This window comes from Sphingobacterium sp. UBA7855 (assembly GCA_002500745.1).
Taxonomy (GTDB): domain Bacteria; phylum Bacteroidota; class Bacteroidia; order Sphingobacteriales; family Sphingobacteriaceae; genus Sphingobacterium.
On the sequence record DLST01000012.1, the window covers coordinates 152,507 to 169,357 of the forward strand.

At 41.0% G+C, this 16,851-nt stretch carries 7 protein-coding genes; 2 read left to right on the top strand and 5 right to left on the bottom strand.

The window, feature by feature from the left end; translation table 11 throughout:
* Positions 1 to 14: 14 nt before the first annotated feature.
* From B2107_RS11040 to B2107_RS11060, 5 genes are all read right to left on the bottom strand, one after another.
* The gene (locus tag B2107_RS11040; RefSeq protein ID WP_293955689.1) at positions 15 to 4,079 is read right to left on the bottom strand and encodes a hybrid sensor histidine kinase/response regulator transcription factor; all 4,065 of its coding nucleotides are present in this window, start codon (positions 4,077 to 4,079) and stop codon (positions 15 to 17) included.
* Between the two features lie 201 nt (positions 4,080 to 4,280).
* A complete protein-coding gene (locus B2107_RS11045) occupies positions 4,281 to 5,051 on the bottom strand; it encodes a hypothetical protein (RefSeq protein WP_293955690.1) in 771 nt (256 codons plus the stop codon).
* A 14-nt stretch (positions 5,052 to 5,065) separates the two neighbouring features.
* Positions 5,066 to 7,801: a sugar-binding domain-containing protein gene (locus B2107_RS11050; RefSeq protein WP_293955691.1), complete on the bottom strand. Its 2,736-nt coding sequence runs from the start codon at positions 7,799 to 7,801 to the stop codon at positions 5,066 to 5,068.
* A gap of 36 nt (positions 7,802 to 7,837) precedes the next feature.
* Complete coding sequence (locus tag B2107_RS11055; RefSeq protein ID WP_293955692.1) at positions 7,838 to 9,628, bottom strand: glycoside hydrolase family 2 protein; 1,791 nt, start codon at positions 9,626 to 9,628, stop codon at positions 7,838 to 7,840.
* A gap of 34 nt (positions 9,629 to 9,662) precedes the next feature.
* Positions 9,663 to 11,192, bottom strand: coding sequence for a DUF4832 domain-containing protein (locus B2107_RS11060; RefSeq protein ID WP_293955693.1), 1,530 nt, complete (start codon positions 11,190 to 11,192; stop codon positions 9,663 to 9,665).
* A 482-nt stretch (positions 11,193 to 11,674) separates the two neighbouring features.
* Here B2107_RS11060 and B2107_RS11065 point away from each other — a divergent pair, with 482 nt between their 5' ends.
* Both B2107_RS11065 and B2107_RS11070 read left to right on the top strand, forming a co-directional pair.
* Entirely contained in the window at positions 11,675 to 14,884 is a 3,210-nt protein-coding gene (locus tag B2107_RS11065; RefSeq protein ID WP_293955694.1) for a SusC/RagA family TonB-linked outer membrane protein, read from the top strand.
* A gap of 37 nt (positions 14,885 to 14,921) precedes the next feature.
* On the top strand, positions 14,922 to 16,835 hold the full coding sequence (locus B2107_RS11070; RefSeq protein ID WP_293955695.1) for a RagB/SusD family nutrient uptake outer membrane protein: 1,914 nt from the start codon (positions 14,922 to 14,924) through the stop codon (positions 16,833 to 16,835).
* Positions 16,836 to 16,851 lie beyond the last annotated feature (16 nt).

The following is a 16,851-nucleotide window of genomic DNA, read 5'->3' on the forward strand; positions in this document are numbered from 1 at the left end:
GAATTGGTTGTTTTTTATTTATTCCCGCTGGAAAATTTCTTCTTAAAATCTGAAGGACTTAGTTCAAACTGCTTTTTAAAACAGACACTAAAGTATTTGGCATTGTTAAACCCGGTCTGATAAGCAACTTCCGCAATGGTCAAATCTGATTTCTCCAACAGATAAGCGCTTCTTTTCAAGCGCATATTCAGAATAAACTCTTTGATCGACATGCCCACAATATCGTTTATCTTTTGATATAGAATGGTTCTGCCCACGTTCATGTCAGCCACAAAGTCCTCTACGGAATAACTGGCGTTAGCAATGTTTTCTTCAATGACCTGAATGGCCTTAACTAATAGCTCCTCGTCCATCGAGGTGACGGTAACATTGGACGGATCCACTTGAAAATGTTTGCTGTATTTTTCTTTTAATTCCTGCTGGTTTCTTAAAATGGTTTCTGTTTGTTGCAACAGATAGTCAATATGAAAAGGTTTATCAATAAATACATTTGCACCAAATTCCAATGCTTTTATTTTATGCTGATTGTCATCTCCGGTACCCGAAATCATAATAATGGGAATATGGCTAGTCTTGAAGTTTTGCCTCAGGCTACGACAAACATCCAGACCGCTCCGATTAGGCATGATTAGATCGGTAATAATGAGCTGCGGATAGATTTTTTCAGCTTTTATTAACCCCTCTTCTCCGTCACTTGCCGCATATACATTATATTTTTCAGCCAGACGTTGTTCCAAATAACCCCGGAGTTGTTGGTCATCTTCAATAAGCAGGATATTATCTGTTTTTTTTATGGAGATAGCCCCGGTTTCGGGCGTTGCAATATCCTGGGTGATAATATCGTCAATTTCAGAAACGGTGTAATCGTATACGTTAGGTTGCATGTCGCCTGCCCTGGCCTGTTTTCTTAAAGGTAGGGAAATGGTAAATGAAATTTTATCGGTCTTATTGACCATCCATATTTTACCCTCAAGCACCTCTACCAGTTCTTTCACTATGGCAAGTCCAAGTCCTGAACTTTCTTCAAAAGTTGGCCGATGAGAAGATAGGCGATTGAAAGAAGTGTAAAGCGTCGCTATCTGTTCTTCCGAAAAACAATCGCCGGTATTTATAACTTCAATGGAGATGTATTCGATTTCTGTCGGATCTAAGGAAGAAAACCGTTCTTTTTCTTCGGGCGTGGCGTTATAGATACGTACGCCCACATAACCATTATCGGGTGTATATTTTAGGGCATTTGAGAACAAATTAGTCAATATTTTTTCGATAACATCATAATCAAAGGCAACATATAAATTGTCCTTGTACGCGGAAATATGGGTTTCAACACCTTTTTTATTGGCGTAGAGCTCAAATAGGCTAAATATATCCCTTACAAAATTGATAAAATCACCAACCTGCGGATTGAGCGTAATTTTTTGGCTCTCAATTTCCCGAAAACGCAGCAATTGGCTAATCATGCGTTGTATTCTGGTGACATTCCGCTCTATTAAATCCATGTAAACCAAAGCAGTATCATTGGCCACAATAGTCTCTTTGAGTTGCTTAAGCGGCTGTAATACCAAGGTTAGTGGTGTTTTTAGATCGTGCGAAATATTGGTAAAAAAGTCGATACGTGCCTGATTCAGCTCTTGCATATTGTGTTCTCTTAAACGCTCAAGTGCCAACCGCTCCTTAAAAACTCTTTTATCACTATAATATCGCATAATAAAAAACAGCAATGCAAATGCAAAAGCTGCATAGAAACAATAGGCCCACCAGGACAAGAAAAATGGGGGATCGACGTGGATGTATAATCGTGATATTTGATCCCCCCATAGCCCATCATTGTTGGAAGACTTGATTTCGAAGGTATAATCTCCGCCCGGGAGGTTGAGAAACTGTACAGATTTCTGGTTGGGATGACTAATTTGCCAATCTTCGCCAAGCCCTAACATCCGATAAGCAAACTGATTCTTTTCGGCAAATAGATAGCTATTCGCCGAAAACTTAATTTCGACATTAGACTGATTACTAGAAAGCCTTATCTTATCTCCCTTTTGGTTGGACAGGCTTCCAATGTCTTTGGACAAAATCGACGATCCGTCATCAGGTTTCACCAAGGTATTGTTCACCAGAAATCCTGTAAAGAAAACTTTTGGTTTTTGCGGATTTTTATTGAGGTACGTAGGATCAAAAAGTAAAAAGCCATTGGTGCCGCCAAACAGCATTTCGCCTTTAGAAGTTTTGTAAGCAGCATGTATGTAAAATGAACCGATATTATCTTCCTGGTAGAATCTCGCCTTTTCAAATTTCCTGGATTTCAAATCGAAGAAAAAAAGACCATCACTGGTACTTAACCACACATTTTTCGTAAAAGCATCTTCTAAAATACCGAATACCATTTTTGCCGGAAAACCATTACTTGCACTATAATTGATATACGTTCCGTCTCTTTTGAGCACGTTTACACCTTTCCCTAAGGTCCCTAGCCATACATCGCCATTCGAAGCCACGGCATAACTGCACAGATTATTTGCTGAATAGGAAGCATCCTTGACCATATAGTGCTTTAAAACGGTTAGCGTATGAGTATTTACGACAAAAAATCCCTGATGGCTAATTAAACAGAGCTGGTTTTGATTATTCACATATAATGCTTCTATTTCTAGATTCAACTTATTGCCTTTGGAATCCTTGATTCTAACCATTTCTATCGGACCTTGCCGGTTCTTACGATATAAAAATGATTTGTCGGGATCTGTCATCCACCAGTTACCTTCCTGATCGTTTGCAAAATCATACACCGTCAGCAGTTGCTGGCTTTCCGGAGAGCGGAAATCGAAACTACTGAAACGCTGATTGTTTACATCATAACTGCCAATTCCACCATTATAGGCAGAAATTAACAGGCTCTTGCTTGCTTCGTCAAACTTAAGCCGCTTAATCATATTGGGACTTGGCCCCCTATCCTGCGACTTTTCGGGATGGATAAACTGATCTTTTTTCCTATCCCAGTAATTTAGGCTCCCCCCTTCTGTACCGATCCATATATTTCCCAGATGATCTTCCTGAAAACTACTGACAATGGGATGATTCAGACCGCCAGGGCTCGGTTTAAAGTAACGTACTCTCGAATCGTAAAGCGAGCAATAGGCGATTTTACCACCGTAGGTACCTATCCAAACACCCTGATCCGGATCTGGATAGATTGTCCAAATGGAGTTATTGGGCAATGAATAAATATCGTTCAGGTTCATCCGCAAGGTGCTGCTACCTTCATTGGCGGGATCATAAAGGAATAATCCACCCTGGGTAGCCACCCAGATCACCCCAGTTTGGTCTAAGTACATTTTTTTCGTTAAAACGAATGAATTTCCAGCAACGGCTACCGGAATTTTCTGCTTTAAATTACCTGTCAAATCTGTGACATGTATTCCTCCCCGCGGTGTTAAAAAGTAATATAGCCCACGGTATTCAACTACATCGTTTACCTGATTTGCTGTATTGCTAAAATCCGCAAACTGAACAAGGCGCTTTTTAGACATTTCTACGGTATGTAAGATTGCATCTTGCGTTAAAAATACCTGGTCTTTGACACTCAATATATTTTGAAAAGACTTGTTTTTGGGCAACAAAAAACTTTCTATGCGTTCATTTTGTGGATTATAGCGGAGTAAACTATTTTCCGAGAGCATGTAAACTTGACCATCATGATGTACACAAACTGAACGAATTACTCCGGGGACAACGATATGAAATGAAAACCGTTGGTAATTAAATTTTAACAAACCCTGCCCCGACGCTAAAAATAGATTTCCTTTTCTATCGCAAATTAAAGAACCATAGCCCCATTTCTGCTTTGGCTTCATCGCCGAAACGATATCGTTTAACTGATAAAAGCTATTGCCATCATACATGAAAAGTGCATCGGGTCCGGTATACCACATACGTCCTAAACTGTCTTTGGCAATGCTTTGTATACCGCCATAATACGAAGTTTCGGGCATGAGGTGAAACCGGTATCTCGAAAGATCAATACCGAGTACACATTGTCCCCAGAAAATAAAAAAACAAATTATTAGACTGTATTTATTCATTTACAGATGTTTCTAAAGCTGCTTACAGTTTAATCAGAGATTTACCGATACGAGTTGCAATCAAAATGCTCAGCGATATTATTTACGAACAGTATTCCGTTAAACTACGATTCTCATTTTATTATACAAAGAGTCACGTCCAAATTATGGCTTAAGTTCTTTTTCAGCAAGTGAAATCTAAATCAATCAAAAAACGCCAATCTACTTAAAAACAGGAGTAGGAGACAAATTTATCTTCGTTTGTTGCTTGTTTTTTAGTTCGAATATCACCAGTTCATTGTGGTCGGGTAATAAATAATCTGACGGGATTAACAATGACTGTTGTTTTTCTTCTTCCCAATAAGACCCTAAATATTTTTGATTTATCCAAACTTCTCCCATCCCCCACCCTGTCATATTAAGATACTTACTTTGTGACGGATTAATTTCGAAGTGACCTTGGTAAAAACCGGGGCCACTAGGGGGTGCACTTCGTTCAAAAATCAGATTTTTAAGTGGATAATTACGTGCATCCAAGGGGATCATTTTCCAGTTATGCAGTTCGTTTCCAGCTAAAGTAACCGCACCAAACACCCCCTTTGAATTGTCTGTAATTTCTGGCCCATAGGTGATTCGCCCGATATTCTCCACATAAAATTGAAGTATATGTGTGCCCGAACCCGTTTTAATCAGCAGTTTTTTATCTTGATCCGTCAGAGTTCCCTGTAACATGCCGTCCACATAGACCACCGCATAATCGCGTACATTTTCTAATGCTAGTTCTTCACTTTCGGCATCCGTAGTAATCTCGGTCTGATAAAGCACATAGCCAAATTCGACGTTCAAATCGTTAAAAGATAACGGACTTTCAGCCTCGACGGTTTTTTTATAGATCTGTGATACTCCGGCTTTCCATTCTACCATCACTTCCTGTGCCTTTAAGGATTGCCCTAACAAAAACGCTGTTAGCGTCCAGATAAATGCTCTTATCATCGTTTAACTCTTCTTTATTTTATTAAAAATGATTGAATAAAAGTCTCATCCACGGCAACTTGTGGCGAGAATTTCGCACTTTTAACATAGTTATCCATACTGTACAACAATTGTTGGGTGGCCGGGCGATTATCCATATCGGTCTTTGTATCTAATGCCATTACCAGAAGTTTTCCGCCGTTCAGTTGGGCTTCGAAACCTATACCTAATTTTTGGTTGTTATCATAGCTGTCAATGACCTGTATAAACGGACGAAGTTGTTGTGGGGCATCTTGCATTTCAATTACTTTTGCATGATTGAGGATATCCCACCATTGCCAATCAGTATGGTATGAAGTAAGGAAATCTTTAAACATGGCCTTTTCATGATGGATCAGATTGCCGATAGTCATTGGTGCCCAAGCAAACATAATAGGGTTCCAAAAATGATTGTGAAATAGTGATTTTCGACCTTTTATTTTGTCTGGCGAAGCATAAAGAACCACGGTTTTTCCCTGAGCCAGCTGGCTTTTTGCAACATCATCATAAACATTGGTATACAAAACCTTATCTGTAGACTGCATCAGATTTTGATGTTTGGGATATACCCAAAAGTCCCAGCTATTTTTAATGGAATCATTAACAGCAAGATGAACCGTAACCTTTTGGCTGCGGATATTTTTAAGGGAAATCTCAAATTCACCCACCGGCGACACATTTTGATTGGCAATGGTTTGCTTTTTAAGCGTACCCTTTTGCAATACACTGCCTGCGGTATCCGTCAACCACCATTTAATCTTGGCATTTTCGAGAACGGAATTGCTAAAATTATACACTTCCGCTTTCCCTTTAAATGTTTCTGTATTGAAGAAACTGCTTTTTTCGTACCGCAGTAAAGCAACAGTGGGCGCGCAAAACTCTCGGAATTTATCGGCGGTAACCAGTCCCTTTGAGTCCCAGAAGGGATCAAAAATACCAACTGGAGCGTAACCCTGCCCTGGAAAATCGTTCATCGACAAGAGCTGGAAACCAGCGGATTTACCCGAGCGCAATAAGGCTTCGATAACGGCTTTGTATTCCAGTACCGTCAGAGCACCAGATGCCCTAAAGAAATCTTTTGCCTGATCCAACATACCATTCTTTTGCAATAGGTCTCGAAAAACCTCAAAATTTCGCGCCTCCACGGGGCTGTTTGCATATTTCTTTATCTCATCAAAATTTGGGTAGATACATCGTTGTCCCGACTCGTGCGAGATCACAGGCACATCTACATCAGATTCCATATTCTTATCCCAGTCGGTGCCGGGTAGCCCCTCATAAACCTTCACCGCACCTTTGTTGGTTTGTTGGGATACGTAATATTGATCTGACCTAACCCGCGTTCGCGCAGTAGAACCACTATACAAATGGCGGGGATCAGCTTTTCTACCTTCGGCAGTTAATTCCTCAATAAAGTCGAAATTGCCTGTAATTTCATTGCCATTGCAGTAAAGAACAAAAGAAGGGTGATTGCCATATTCTTTTAAAATAGCTTTAATTTCCCGGCGGAAAAAGTTATATCTTGCCTCGTCCGGTTCGGCATCTTTGCCCCACATAGGCATTTCCACCTCAAAATATATTCCATGTTTGTCTGCCATGCGAAAGGCAGCAGCCGGGGGGCACCAAGAATGGAAACGTAAATGGTTCATGCCGTAGTCCTTCATCAGCATCATAATTCTTTCCCAAGAGCCATCATCAAGCGGAGCATGTCCTGTTTTTGGAAAAACCGCATTTTCTACATTACCTCGTAAATGTATCGGATGATTATTGAGCAGTATATGATTTTTTCCCTGCTTTACTTCGCGCATACCAAAGGTGGTCGATTTCTCATGCGTATAGCTATTGTTACCATCGGAAGTATTCAACTGGCAGCTAATCCGATAGAGATTTGGGTTAAACTCATCCCACAGTTTAATGCGTTTACCTAAGGGAATATTGGCCTCTACAATATTTACCGAATCAGTACTTACGATGGCAATTTGATGCTTGAGGCTGTAGTCTGTTCCAGAGATAGCAAAAGATACCTTACCATTTACCTGCTTTTTAATCGTATTATTTACCTTTAACTTTACTTTTATAGACTGATCGGCTATGTTGGGATATACCTGAAAATCGTCGATGTAGACCGGATCTAAGGCCAGCAGTTTCATATCCCCCAAGATGCCGTTCCAGTTAATTTGCGTAAATTCTGTATGTGCATGATTCCATTTGTGCGTATTGTACTGAAATCGATTATCAATACAAATGGTAATGCGGTGCTTCTTTCCCGGTTTTAAAAATGCACTCAAATCGTGGTTGTGTGGCACGCTGACATAATCGATGCTGCTAACTTCTTTGGTGTCTACAAAAATCGAACTCAACCAATGGGTACGTTCAAAATATAGAAATATTTTTTTTCCTTTCCAGTCAGCAGGGATTTCGATATCACGTTGGTACCATGCCGGACCCATGTATTCATATTTTCGGGTCAGACGGTCAATATATTTATAGGGAGTTTGATACCCTATATGATAATCATCTGTAATACCCGGTAGTTTAATCGTTCCTTGTAATACGTGATTATACCGAGGCGACAGCGAGCCCCTACGAAAATCCATCACATCAGTCTGAAAACCCCAAGTACCAGATAAATCGACAGCATCTTGCGCTTGCAATAACGTTGTCTGCATTAAAAGCCACAATAAGCATATCAGTTCGATGTATTTGAATAAACCTTTTTTGTATGTATTCATTTTGTGCTTTACTCTTTTCTCTGCTTTCATTCATTTCTATAAATTATTCTCATAATATTCCTTTATAAGATACCATGCTTTCTTTCGATAACCTTGATCCGAAACTAACCCTTTTCGATTCCATCCCCCTTGGTTAGTCGGATGAAAACGGAAAGGCGAACGGAAATCAAATAACAACCAAGGTGAGATTCCGCGTAGGTTCGGGATATGCTTAAACATTTGCAAGTTGTCTTTGTATAAAGTTGCTTGGTAATCTTCACTCCATGAACTTGCAACATCCTTTTCGCCCGCTTTTCCATAAAGGGCCTCCCCGCCGAATTCAGAGATAATCAAAGGCTGCCCTTTTGCCACATCCCATACAGCTTTATCAGGGGAAATCGGCCAATGGTGGTACCAGCCTAAATATTTATTAACCGCTACCACATCCAGCTCTTTAATGAAAGGATCGTCCATGACAAAAATTTCTTTTTCTTTATTAAAACGAACCAGGTCAAAAGCAGCCGTAATAAGTCGTGTTGTGTCCATGTCTCGGCATGTTGCAATCAAGTGCCTGATGAAAGCATTTCTTGGCTGCGAAGGCTGGGTTTCGTTAGCTACCCCCCAAAAGGTAAGTGCGCAACGGTTTTTATCACGCGCGATCATTTCACGCATCATTTTAACCGCTTTTTTCTTGGTCGATTCATTTTCAAAATCGATCCCCTGCCAAATGGGAATTTCTTCCCACAACATGAAACCCATTTTTTCTGCCATTCGCACGATATATTCATTTTGTGGATAATGTGCCAAGCGAATCATGTTACAGCCCAAAGCCTTAGCTTCCGAAAGCAACATCAACGCGTCTGACTGCGAAAAAGCACGGCCTTCACGCTGAGGTATTTCCTCATGAAATGAAATCGACTTCAGAAAAATAGGTTGGCCATTCAGCAAAATATCTTCCCCCTTCACCCCAATATTACGAAAGCCGATCTCCTCCTCTATTTTGTCAGTTTGGGTAGATATCTTGACATGATATAATTTTGGTGCAGCTGGCGACCAACGTTTGATTTTTGTTGATGTAAAAGACGTTTCTACTTCTCCGAAAGCATTCGTCTCAAGGGTTTGTCTTAGTTGTAATTCTGGTATTTCGATGGTTACGGAAGAATTGGCCAACTTTTCTGAAAGTTTTACCTGAGCATTGATTTTATCGCCTCTGTTCTTGTCCAATTGGATAAAATAATCGTCAATAAAAACTTTCGGTGTGCTGACCAGAAAAACATCACGGGTAATGCCGCCGTAGTTCCACCAATCAAACGCCATTGCTGGAATGGCATCTATTCGACGGGTATTATTGACCTCAACGACCAAAAAATTATTATTTTCTTTAACAGCATCTGTTATTTCAACCTGAAACGGAGTAAAGCCTCCTTCATGTTGTCCGATCTCTTTGCCATTGAGATAAATACGACAACGGTAACTTACAGCAGCAAAATATAAAAACAGCCTTTCTCCGCTTACTTTCACTGCATCGAACTTACGGCCATACCAAATGGTACCTTCATAGTATTTAAGTTCAGGCATCTGGCTGTTCCAATCCGAAGGCACGTTTAAACGAATACCATTTTCGAAAGCATATTCGTAGAAATCAGTCTTGTTTTCCGGTTTCTTATTGAGATAGATTTTGTTTTTCCTACCCTGGTCATATAAATCGACAATGGCATCCCACTTACCATTTAATAATTGTACACGCCTACCATACACATTAGTCATATTTTGCTGAGCAACAAGATGAAATGCTAACAGATTAAAAAATAGAGACAATACCAAAGATAGATTGATCAGCTTTACCATAATAGATGTTATTTTTTTATAGAATCTTCTTTTTCTATTTTACCCGTATAACCGACAGTTTGGTCCAGCCCTGCGGAGTTAACTCTTCATTGAGTGCGAGTTGAATTGCTGGTTTACTATCTTTTGTCGTATCTACAATGGCGACAGCCCAGCTATAAATTCCGGCAGGTAGATCTATTTTTGCTTTTAGGTTGTAATTCACACCAGCACCTTTCAACCATACAGACGGTTCGCTTTGATGATCAATAAAAATCTTCTTCACATGCCCGCTCGCATCTAACAACGCAAAAGCTACTTTATATTTATAGTTCCACTGTGGAATATTATTTGGTAGGTAACCCCAGCCCATATTTTGCCAACGATGGGAAATTAAGGCTGCAGCACCAGAACGGATATCTTGCGGCAATTTGATCTGGTCCGGATAGACACGATATCCTCCCTCTACAGTAAATCGTTGAACCAGATCAAAGGACTTAAACCAAGACTCCGTTTCCCCGCCCGCTCTAAAATCCATCATATTCACATGCGCTTCAGCCGACAAATCAAACTCTCCCTTCCTTACATCCTCGTCGTGCCCTTCTCTATATTTTCCACTGGGATCTGTCCAATAACGATGCTTCCCCGGAGCAATAATCCAGCCGCCCTCCATAATGATGGGGCGTTTGAAATTCCATTTCTTGGCAAAATTCTTTTCCCATCCCTGATAATAACCTGTCATACCAAAAGCATCTTGGCGCAGACTATAGCCTTTATCAATGGCTTTCTCCAATAGGCGTTCGCTGTTTGGATTTACAGCTCCCCAACTTTCGGGATGCCCTACCAAACGATGGTAGTTAATAACTAAAGGAACTTTGGTGAAGGCTTTAGCATATAAGTTGGTTACCCAATCCAAGGTCTCTTCCTTTATTTTTTCAGTACTTTCGGGAGTTGCTGTTTTAGGATCTTCATAAACTACATAATGTGCCTCGCCCCATTTTCCCAAGCCATACGCATCAATAAATGACGTTTTTTCAGAATCATTAAATTCTTGAGCTAAGGCGCTTATAAATTTGCTATAATACTTTCTAAATACCGCATCCTGCGGATAGGGAGTTTGCCTATCTGGATGGTTTTCATTTTCCAGATAATATTTAGCGCCTTGATCAAAAACAAATTTCGGTGTATTTTGACCTTGGTCGCGACCATCAACAACAATGCGGAGTGCGATGGGCAACCCTCTCTTTTGAGCGCCTTTCAGAAGCTTCCCAATTTTGGACTTTGGATCATTCCAGGCATAAACACCGTCACTGGGATTCAGCGATGACCAACTTGTGCGTACATAACATGCGGAGGCATAATCAATGACTTTTACTTTCTTACCCAAGGCTGGCACAAAATATTCGATATCCCAATACGTATCATCTGCATTGCGCGGCGCATACATTACCCATCCATTTAAAGGATTGCGCAAGACTGATTGACCATCGTACTTTGGCTTTAATAGGATATACGCTGAATTGTTTGAATTGCTTTCACTTTTTTGAGAGAAGCCAGACAAAGCGGATGTACAAAATAAGAGTGACAAAATACTTATTATACCATGAAAGATTATTTTTCTGTTTATCATTTCGTATCAGAATATATTATGATGTGTATTGGTTATTGGTTACTGTATTTCCCCCTTTCCGCAGCCCACTACTGCAGTTTATAACTTATTGGGCTGATCTAATGATTTATTGAGGTACGGTACAAAAATAGCCATAGTGGATTGACAGGAGGGTACTGAATCGTTCAGAAATGGTTCATTTTTGTACAAAAAAGGCTCTAAGCTTCTCATATGACACAGCCGCCAATGAAATTAAACGAAGATCATTAGTCCCTGATATTTTTATACGTTGAACACTTTAGAAAATTCGCTGAATATCTTAAAGATAAGTTTCGGCAGAAAAACATGGGGAAAAAGACGATTTCACCCCCTTCTTTTGCTGTAAATCCCCTCGAATTATACAGTCTATTGTGACGATAATTGTATCAACATAACTCAATTTATAACCAAAATTCTTATTAATGAAAAGATGGAAGAAGATTAAATCTCGTCTAGGAATTTTTATGTTTCTAATGACGGCAACTTGTTGTGCAGCCCTTGCTCAACAAGTTCGGGTACAAGGAAAGGTCTCCTCAGAAAATGACGGCACAGCCTTATCAGGCGTCACAGTAAGTGTTTTGGGGGGCACTCTTCGGGTATCCACGGACGGAAATGGTCGATATGTACTAAATGCCAGCAAAACGGCAACATTAGTATTCAGTAGTGTCGGCTATGCCCGCCAAGAAATTTCCTTGATCGGAAAAAAAATAGATGCCAATAACACCATCACCTTAGATGCTCAGATCAAACTAAATGAAAATGTTATTGATGATGTTGTTGTTACGGGTTTTGGACAACGTGAAAAAAGAGCTTCTGTTGTCGGCTCCGTAACCACCATTAACCCAAAGGAATTAAAAGGACCAACAAGCAACCTGACAACGATGCTTGCGGGAAGGGTTGCTGGTATGATTGCCTTTCAACGCAGCGGTGAGCCTGGATCTGATAATGCGAATTTCTTTATTCGGGGACTTGGAAGTTTTGGTACCGGAAAACAAGACCCATTGATTCTCATCGATAACATCGAATCTTCACCGACCGATATGGCCCGCTTACAGCCCGATGATATTGCGAGCTTTTCTGTGCTTCGCGATGCCAATGCGGCCGCCATGTATGGTGCCCGGGGTGCAAACGGCGTCGTTCTGATCACCACAAAACTGGGTAAAGAAGGGGCTACAAAATTTGAATTCCGCACCGAAAGTAATATTTCTACGAATACGCGCAATTTTAAATTTGCGGATAACATCCGCTATATGGAAATGGCCAACGAGGCTTATCTAACTCGTCCGGCTGATGCCGCCAGCGGACAGGGACTTCCCTATTGGCAGAACAAAATTGATCATACACGAGCCGGAGACAATCCGCTACTGTATCCAAATAACAATTGGATTGACCAACTCATAAAAGACTACACCTTAAACCAACGCAACAACTTAAATATCAGCGGCGGTGGAGCAAAAGCCAAATACTATCTGTCGGGCACCTATAATATCGATAACGGTATTTTAAAGATGAACGGAATCAACAATTTCAATAACAATATCAAGTTAAAAAATTACTCCGTCCGTTCAAATGTTGATATCAACTTTACCCCTACAACGACGGGTATAGTACGTGTATATGCCCAGTTTGACGATTACAATGGACCAATCGGCAGCACAGACGAAAATGGAAGCCGCATCAATGGTGGAGCTGCGACCTTCAGACGCGCCATCTGGTCGAATCCGGTCATGTTCCCGGCGATCTATCCGTCTTCGTATATGCCTTACATGAATCATCCTTTGTTTGGTAATGCACTCAATAGAAATGGTGGTTTATTTGTGAATCCGTATGCTGAAATGGTCCGTGGTTATCAAGAATTTAATACGTCCACGATCATGCCACAGATTCAAATTAATCAAAATCTGAATGCATTGATTCCAGGTTTGAGCCTTACAGCCATGACTTACCTAAAACGCTATGCCTATTTTGAAGTAAATCGCAAATATAACCCTTTCTATTACACCGCATCTGCTGATGCCTATGGCGATTTAAGCCTGCGCGTCATGAACGATGGGTCACTGGGATCGATCGGTACGGTCGGTACCGAATACCTCGATTATTCGGAATCTGCAAAAGAAGTCAACTCGATGTTTTACGCACATGCAATTGCGAGCTATAATCATGCTTTTGGGAAGCATAATGTAGGGGCCACAGTCATCGGATTAGTTCAGAATTCATTGAGTGGGAATGCCGGGAATTTGCAATTGTCTCTGCCTTCACGCAATATCGGTCTTTCTGGTCGCTTTTCTTACAATTTCGATGATCGTTATATTGCCGAATTCAACTTTGGTTACAATGGTTCAGAACGCTTTGCCAAAAATCGTCGCTTAGGTTTTTTCCCTTCCTTTGGGCTTAGTTACAATATATCTAATGAAGCATTTTTTGAACCTGTCAAAGACGTCATCTCAAAACTAAAAATTCGAGCGACGCATGGTTTTGCCGGTAACGACCAGATAGGCCGTTCGCAAGATCGCTTTTTCTATTTATCTGATGTAAATATGAACGATTTTCCGATCGGATTTGGTGAGCTTTCGGGCTATAACAGACCGACCATTGCCATTCGTCGTTATGCCAATCAGGATATCACTTGGGAACGATCGCGGCAGACAAACTTAGGACTTGAACTAGGCCTCTTTAAAGATTTCGAATTAAATGTAGATGTGTACAAACAAATACGTAGCAACATTCTCACCGGTCGATCTTATATACCAAGTACCATGGGACTTCGTGCTCCTATTGTTGCCAATACCAATAAAGCAGAAAGTAAAGGGGTAGATCTTACGCTAAATTATAACAAGAATTTCGGCGACAGCTGGTATATTCAGGGCCGGGGAACGATGACCTACGCCGTGAGCAAAAAATTGATCGTGGATGAACCTGCTTACAAAGAGGCTAGCCGCTATACGGTAGGAACTTCAGCATCCCAAGAGTTTGGTTACATCGCTGAAAGACTATTTGTGGATGACCAAGAAGTACTGAATTCTCCTGTACAGTTCGGAAAACCAGGGTTGGATTATCTTGGAGGCGATATCAAATACCGTGACGTCAATGGCGATGGACAGATTACAGATCTAGATCGTGTCGCGATTGGTTACCCAACAACACCTGAAATGATCTATGGATTTGGTGGTACTGTGGGTGGAAAAGGCTTAGACTTTAGCTTTTACTTTCAAGGTTCTGCACGCTCCTCTTTTTTCATAAATTCTGAGAATATCTCTCCTTTCTATTTAAATGGTGGTTCACAAAATGGGCTTTTACAGGTCATTGCTGATAGCTATTGGAGTGAGGAAAATCGTAATCTTTATGCCTTTTGGCCTCGCCTAAGTGAAAACATTATTGCAAATAATAATCAGAGAAGTACCTGGTGGATGCGCAGTGGAGCTTTCTTGAGATTGAAAACGGTTGAAGTCGGCTATACTTTCAAAGAAAGTTTGATGAAACGTATCAGAGCAAAAAACCTACGGGTTTATGCCAATGGAATGAATTTATTTGCCTTAAGCTCCTTTAAGATGTGGGATGTCGAAATGGGAGGAAAAGGAATAGGCTATCCGATTCAGTCCGTTTACAACATTGGTTTACAACTGGGCTTTTAATGTTAACTACAACCGAGAAATAATGAAAAATAAAAATATGAAAAAGACAGCCACCTATATCGCATGCCTCTTGTTTAGTGCTTTTGGTGTTTCTGCCTGCAAAGATTATATCGACGTCGTTCCGGATAATGTGGCGACAATTGACAACGCCTTTTCCCTGCGAAATGAAGCTGAGAAATTTCTCTTCACTTGTTATAGATGGTTACCAAATAATTCGGATGCTCAAAGCAACATAGGATTTCTCGCTGGCGACGAAGTCTGGCTACCTGTCGCCCAACGTGAAATCTATCCGGCTAACAACTGGCGAATCGCCCGCGGCGGACAAAATGTGAATCAACCGCTAGTAGACTCTTGGAGAGGTGGCTTATGGATCGCTATCCGAGATTGTAATATCTTTTTGGAAAATGTTTCTGATCTATCTAAAGTACCTGATCTCTCCGTTGATGATCGTTCGCGATGGATTGGAGAGGTATTGTTTCTAAAAGCGTATTACCATTATTTATTATTGCGCCAATATGGCCCAATTCCTGTGGTTGAAAATAATATATCACTTGATGCAAACCAGTCAGCTGTACGCGTAGAACAACGTCCTGTGGATGAGGTTGTCAATTATATCGTTACTTTGTTAGATTCCGCAGCGCAAAAAGCTGTTCCCTTAATTATTCCGAACAAAGCAGCAGAATTAGGCCGTGTGACAAAACCCATCATCCAGGCTGTAAAAGCTGAAGTATTGCTCACTGCGGCGAGCCCTTTATTCAATGGAAATACAGATTATCAGTCCATGCGCAATAGCAAAGGTGAACAGCTTTTCAATCCTTCCTACGATGCCTCAAAATGGACCAGGGCTGCTGAAGCCGCTAAAGCTGCAATTGAATCTGCCGATGCGGCGGGAATCCGTTTCTTCCCTTTCAATAAGGCTGAATATGGGCAGTTTAAGATGAGCGATGCAACAGCAAAGGTGCTAGGTATTAATTTAGCGTTCAATGAGCGCTGGTCTGCTGAACACATTTGGGCAAACCCGAATTATCAGGCATGGAATATACAGCGAGATGCGATGCCCCTGTTAACTCCAGAGGCAGTGGTCGGTACAGCAAGGCAGCACCTAAGCGCGCCGTTGAAAATTGCAGAAATGTTTTATACAAAAAATGGTGTACCCATCAACGAAGATAAAACATTAGACTTTAACGATAAGTCGACCTTACGTGTGGCCACCGCTGCAGATCGCTACTATATCAAAGAAGGATATACCACGGCACGTTTAAACTTCGACCGCGAACCACGCTTTTATGCTGACCTGGGTTTTGACGGGGGTATCTGGTTTAAGTTTGATACTAAAAGCCTCTCAGATGAAGATACCTATTATGTGCAGGCAAAGTTAAATCAGCCTGCCGGCGCAAATAATCATGGATGGATCAATGAAACTGGATATTTTCTTAAAAAATTAGTCAACTGGGAGCAAGCTTTCAGTAGCAATGGTGTCAGTTATAAATCCTACCCTTGGCCAGATATGCGCCTAAGCGATATTTATCTGATGTATGCTGAGGCGTTGAATGAAGCCAACGGTCCTTCAGCTGATGTTTACGCGTATTTAGACCGCATTCGTGAACGTGCAGGAATCCCGGGTGTATTATCTTCTTGGAGTCAATTTTCTTCAAACCCTGACAAGCCTACAACCAAAGAGGGGCTCCGCGAAATTATCCAACGGGAGCGCATGATCGAATTGGCCTTTGAAGGAAAACGTTATTGGGACTTAAGACGCTGGAAATTGGCCGTCAAATATTTCAATCAAAACATTACCGGATGGAGTGTAAACCAAGAGGTCAGCGCAGATTACTACCAGATAAGAACCTTATTTCAGCAGACATTTGTAGCACCTAGAGATTATTTCTGGCCAATTGCTCAAGGCGAATTAACCGTAAATCCTTCATTGACACAAAGTCTTGGTTGGTAGCCCTTTTCAATTTTAT

Coding starts and splice junctions, on each gene's coding strand:
- B2107_RS11055 (WP_293955692.1), bottom strand. CDS start 9,628: ATGGTAAAGCTGATCAATCTATCTTTGGTATTGTCTCTATTTTTTAAT.
- B2107_RS11070 (WP_293955695.1), top strand. CDS start 14,922: ATGAAAAAGACAGCCACCTATATCGCATGCCTCTTGTTTAGTGCTTTT.
- B2107_RS11040 (WP_293955689.1), bottom strand. CDS start 4,079: ATGAATAAATACAGTCTAATAATTTGTTTTTTTATTTTCTGGGGACAA.
- B2107_RS11050 (WP_293955691.1), bottom strand. CDS start 7,801: ATGAATACATACAAAAAAGGTTTATTCAAATACATCGAACTGATATGC.
- B2107_RS11045 (WP_293955690.1), bottom strand. CDS start 5,051: ATGATAAGAGCATTTATCTGGACGCTAACAGCGTTTTTGTTAGGGCAA.
- B2107_RS11065 (WP_293955694.1), top strand. CDS start 11,675: ATGAAAAGATGGAAGAAGATTAAATCTCGTCTAGGAATTTTTATGTTT.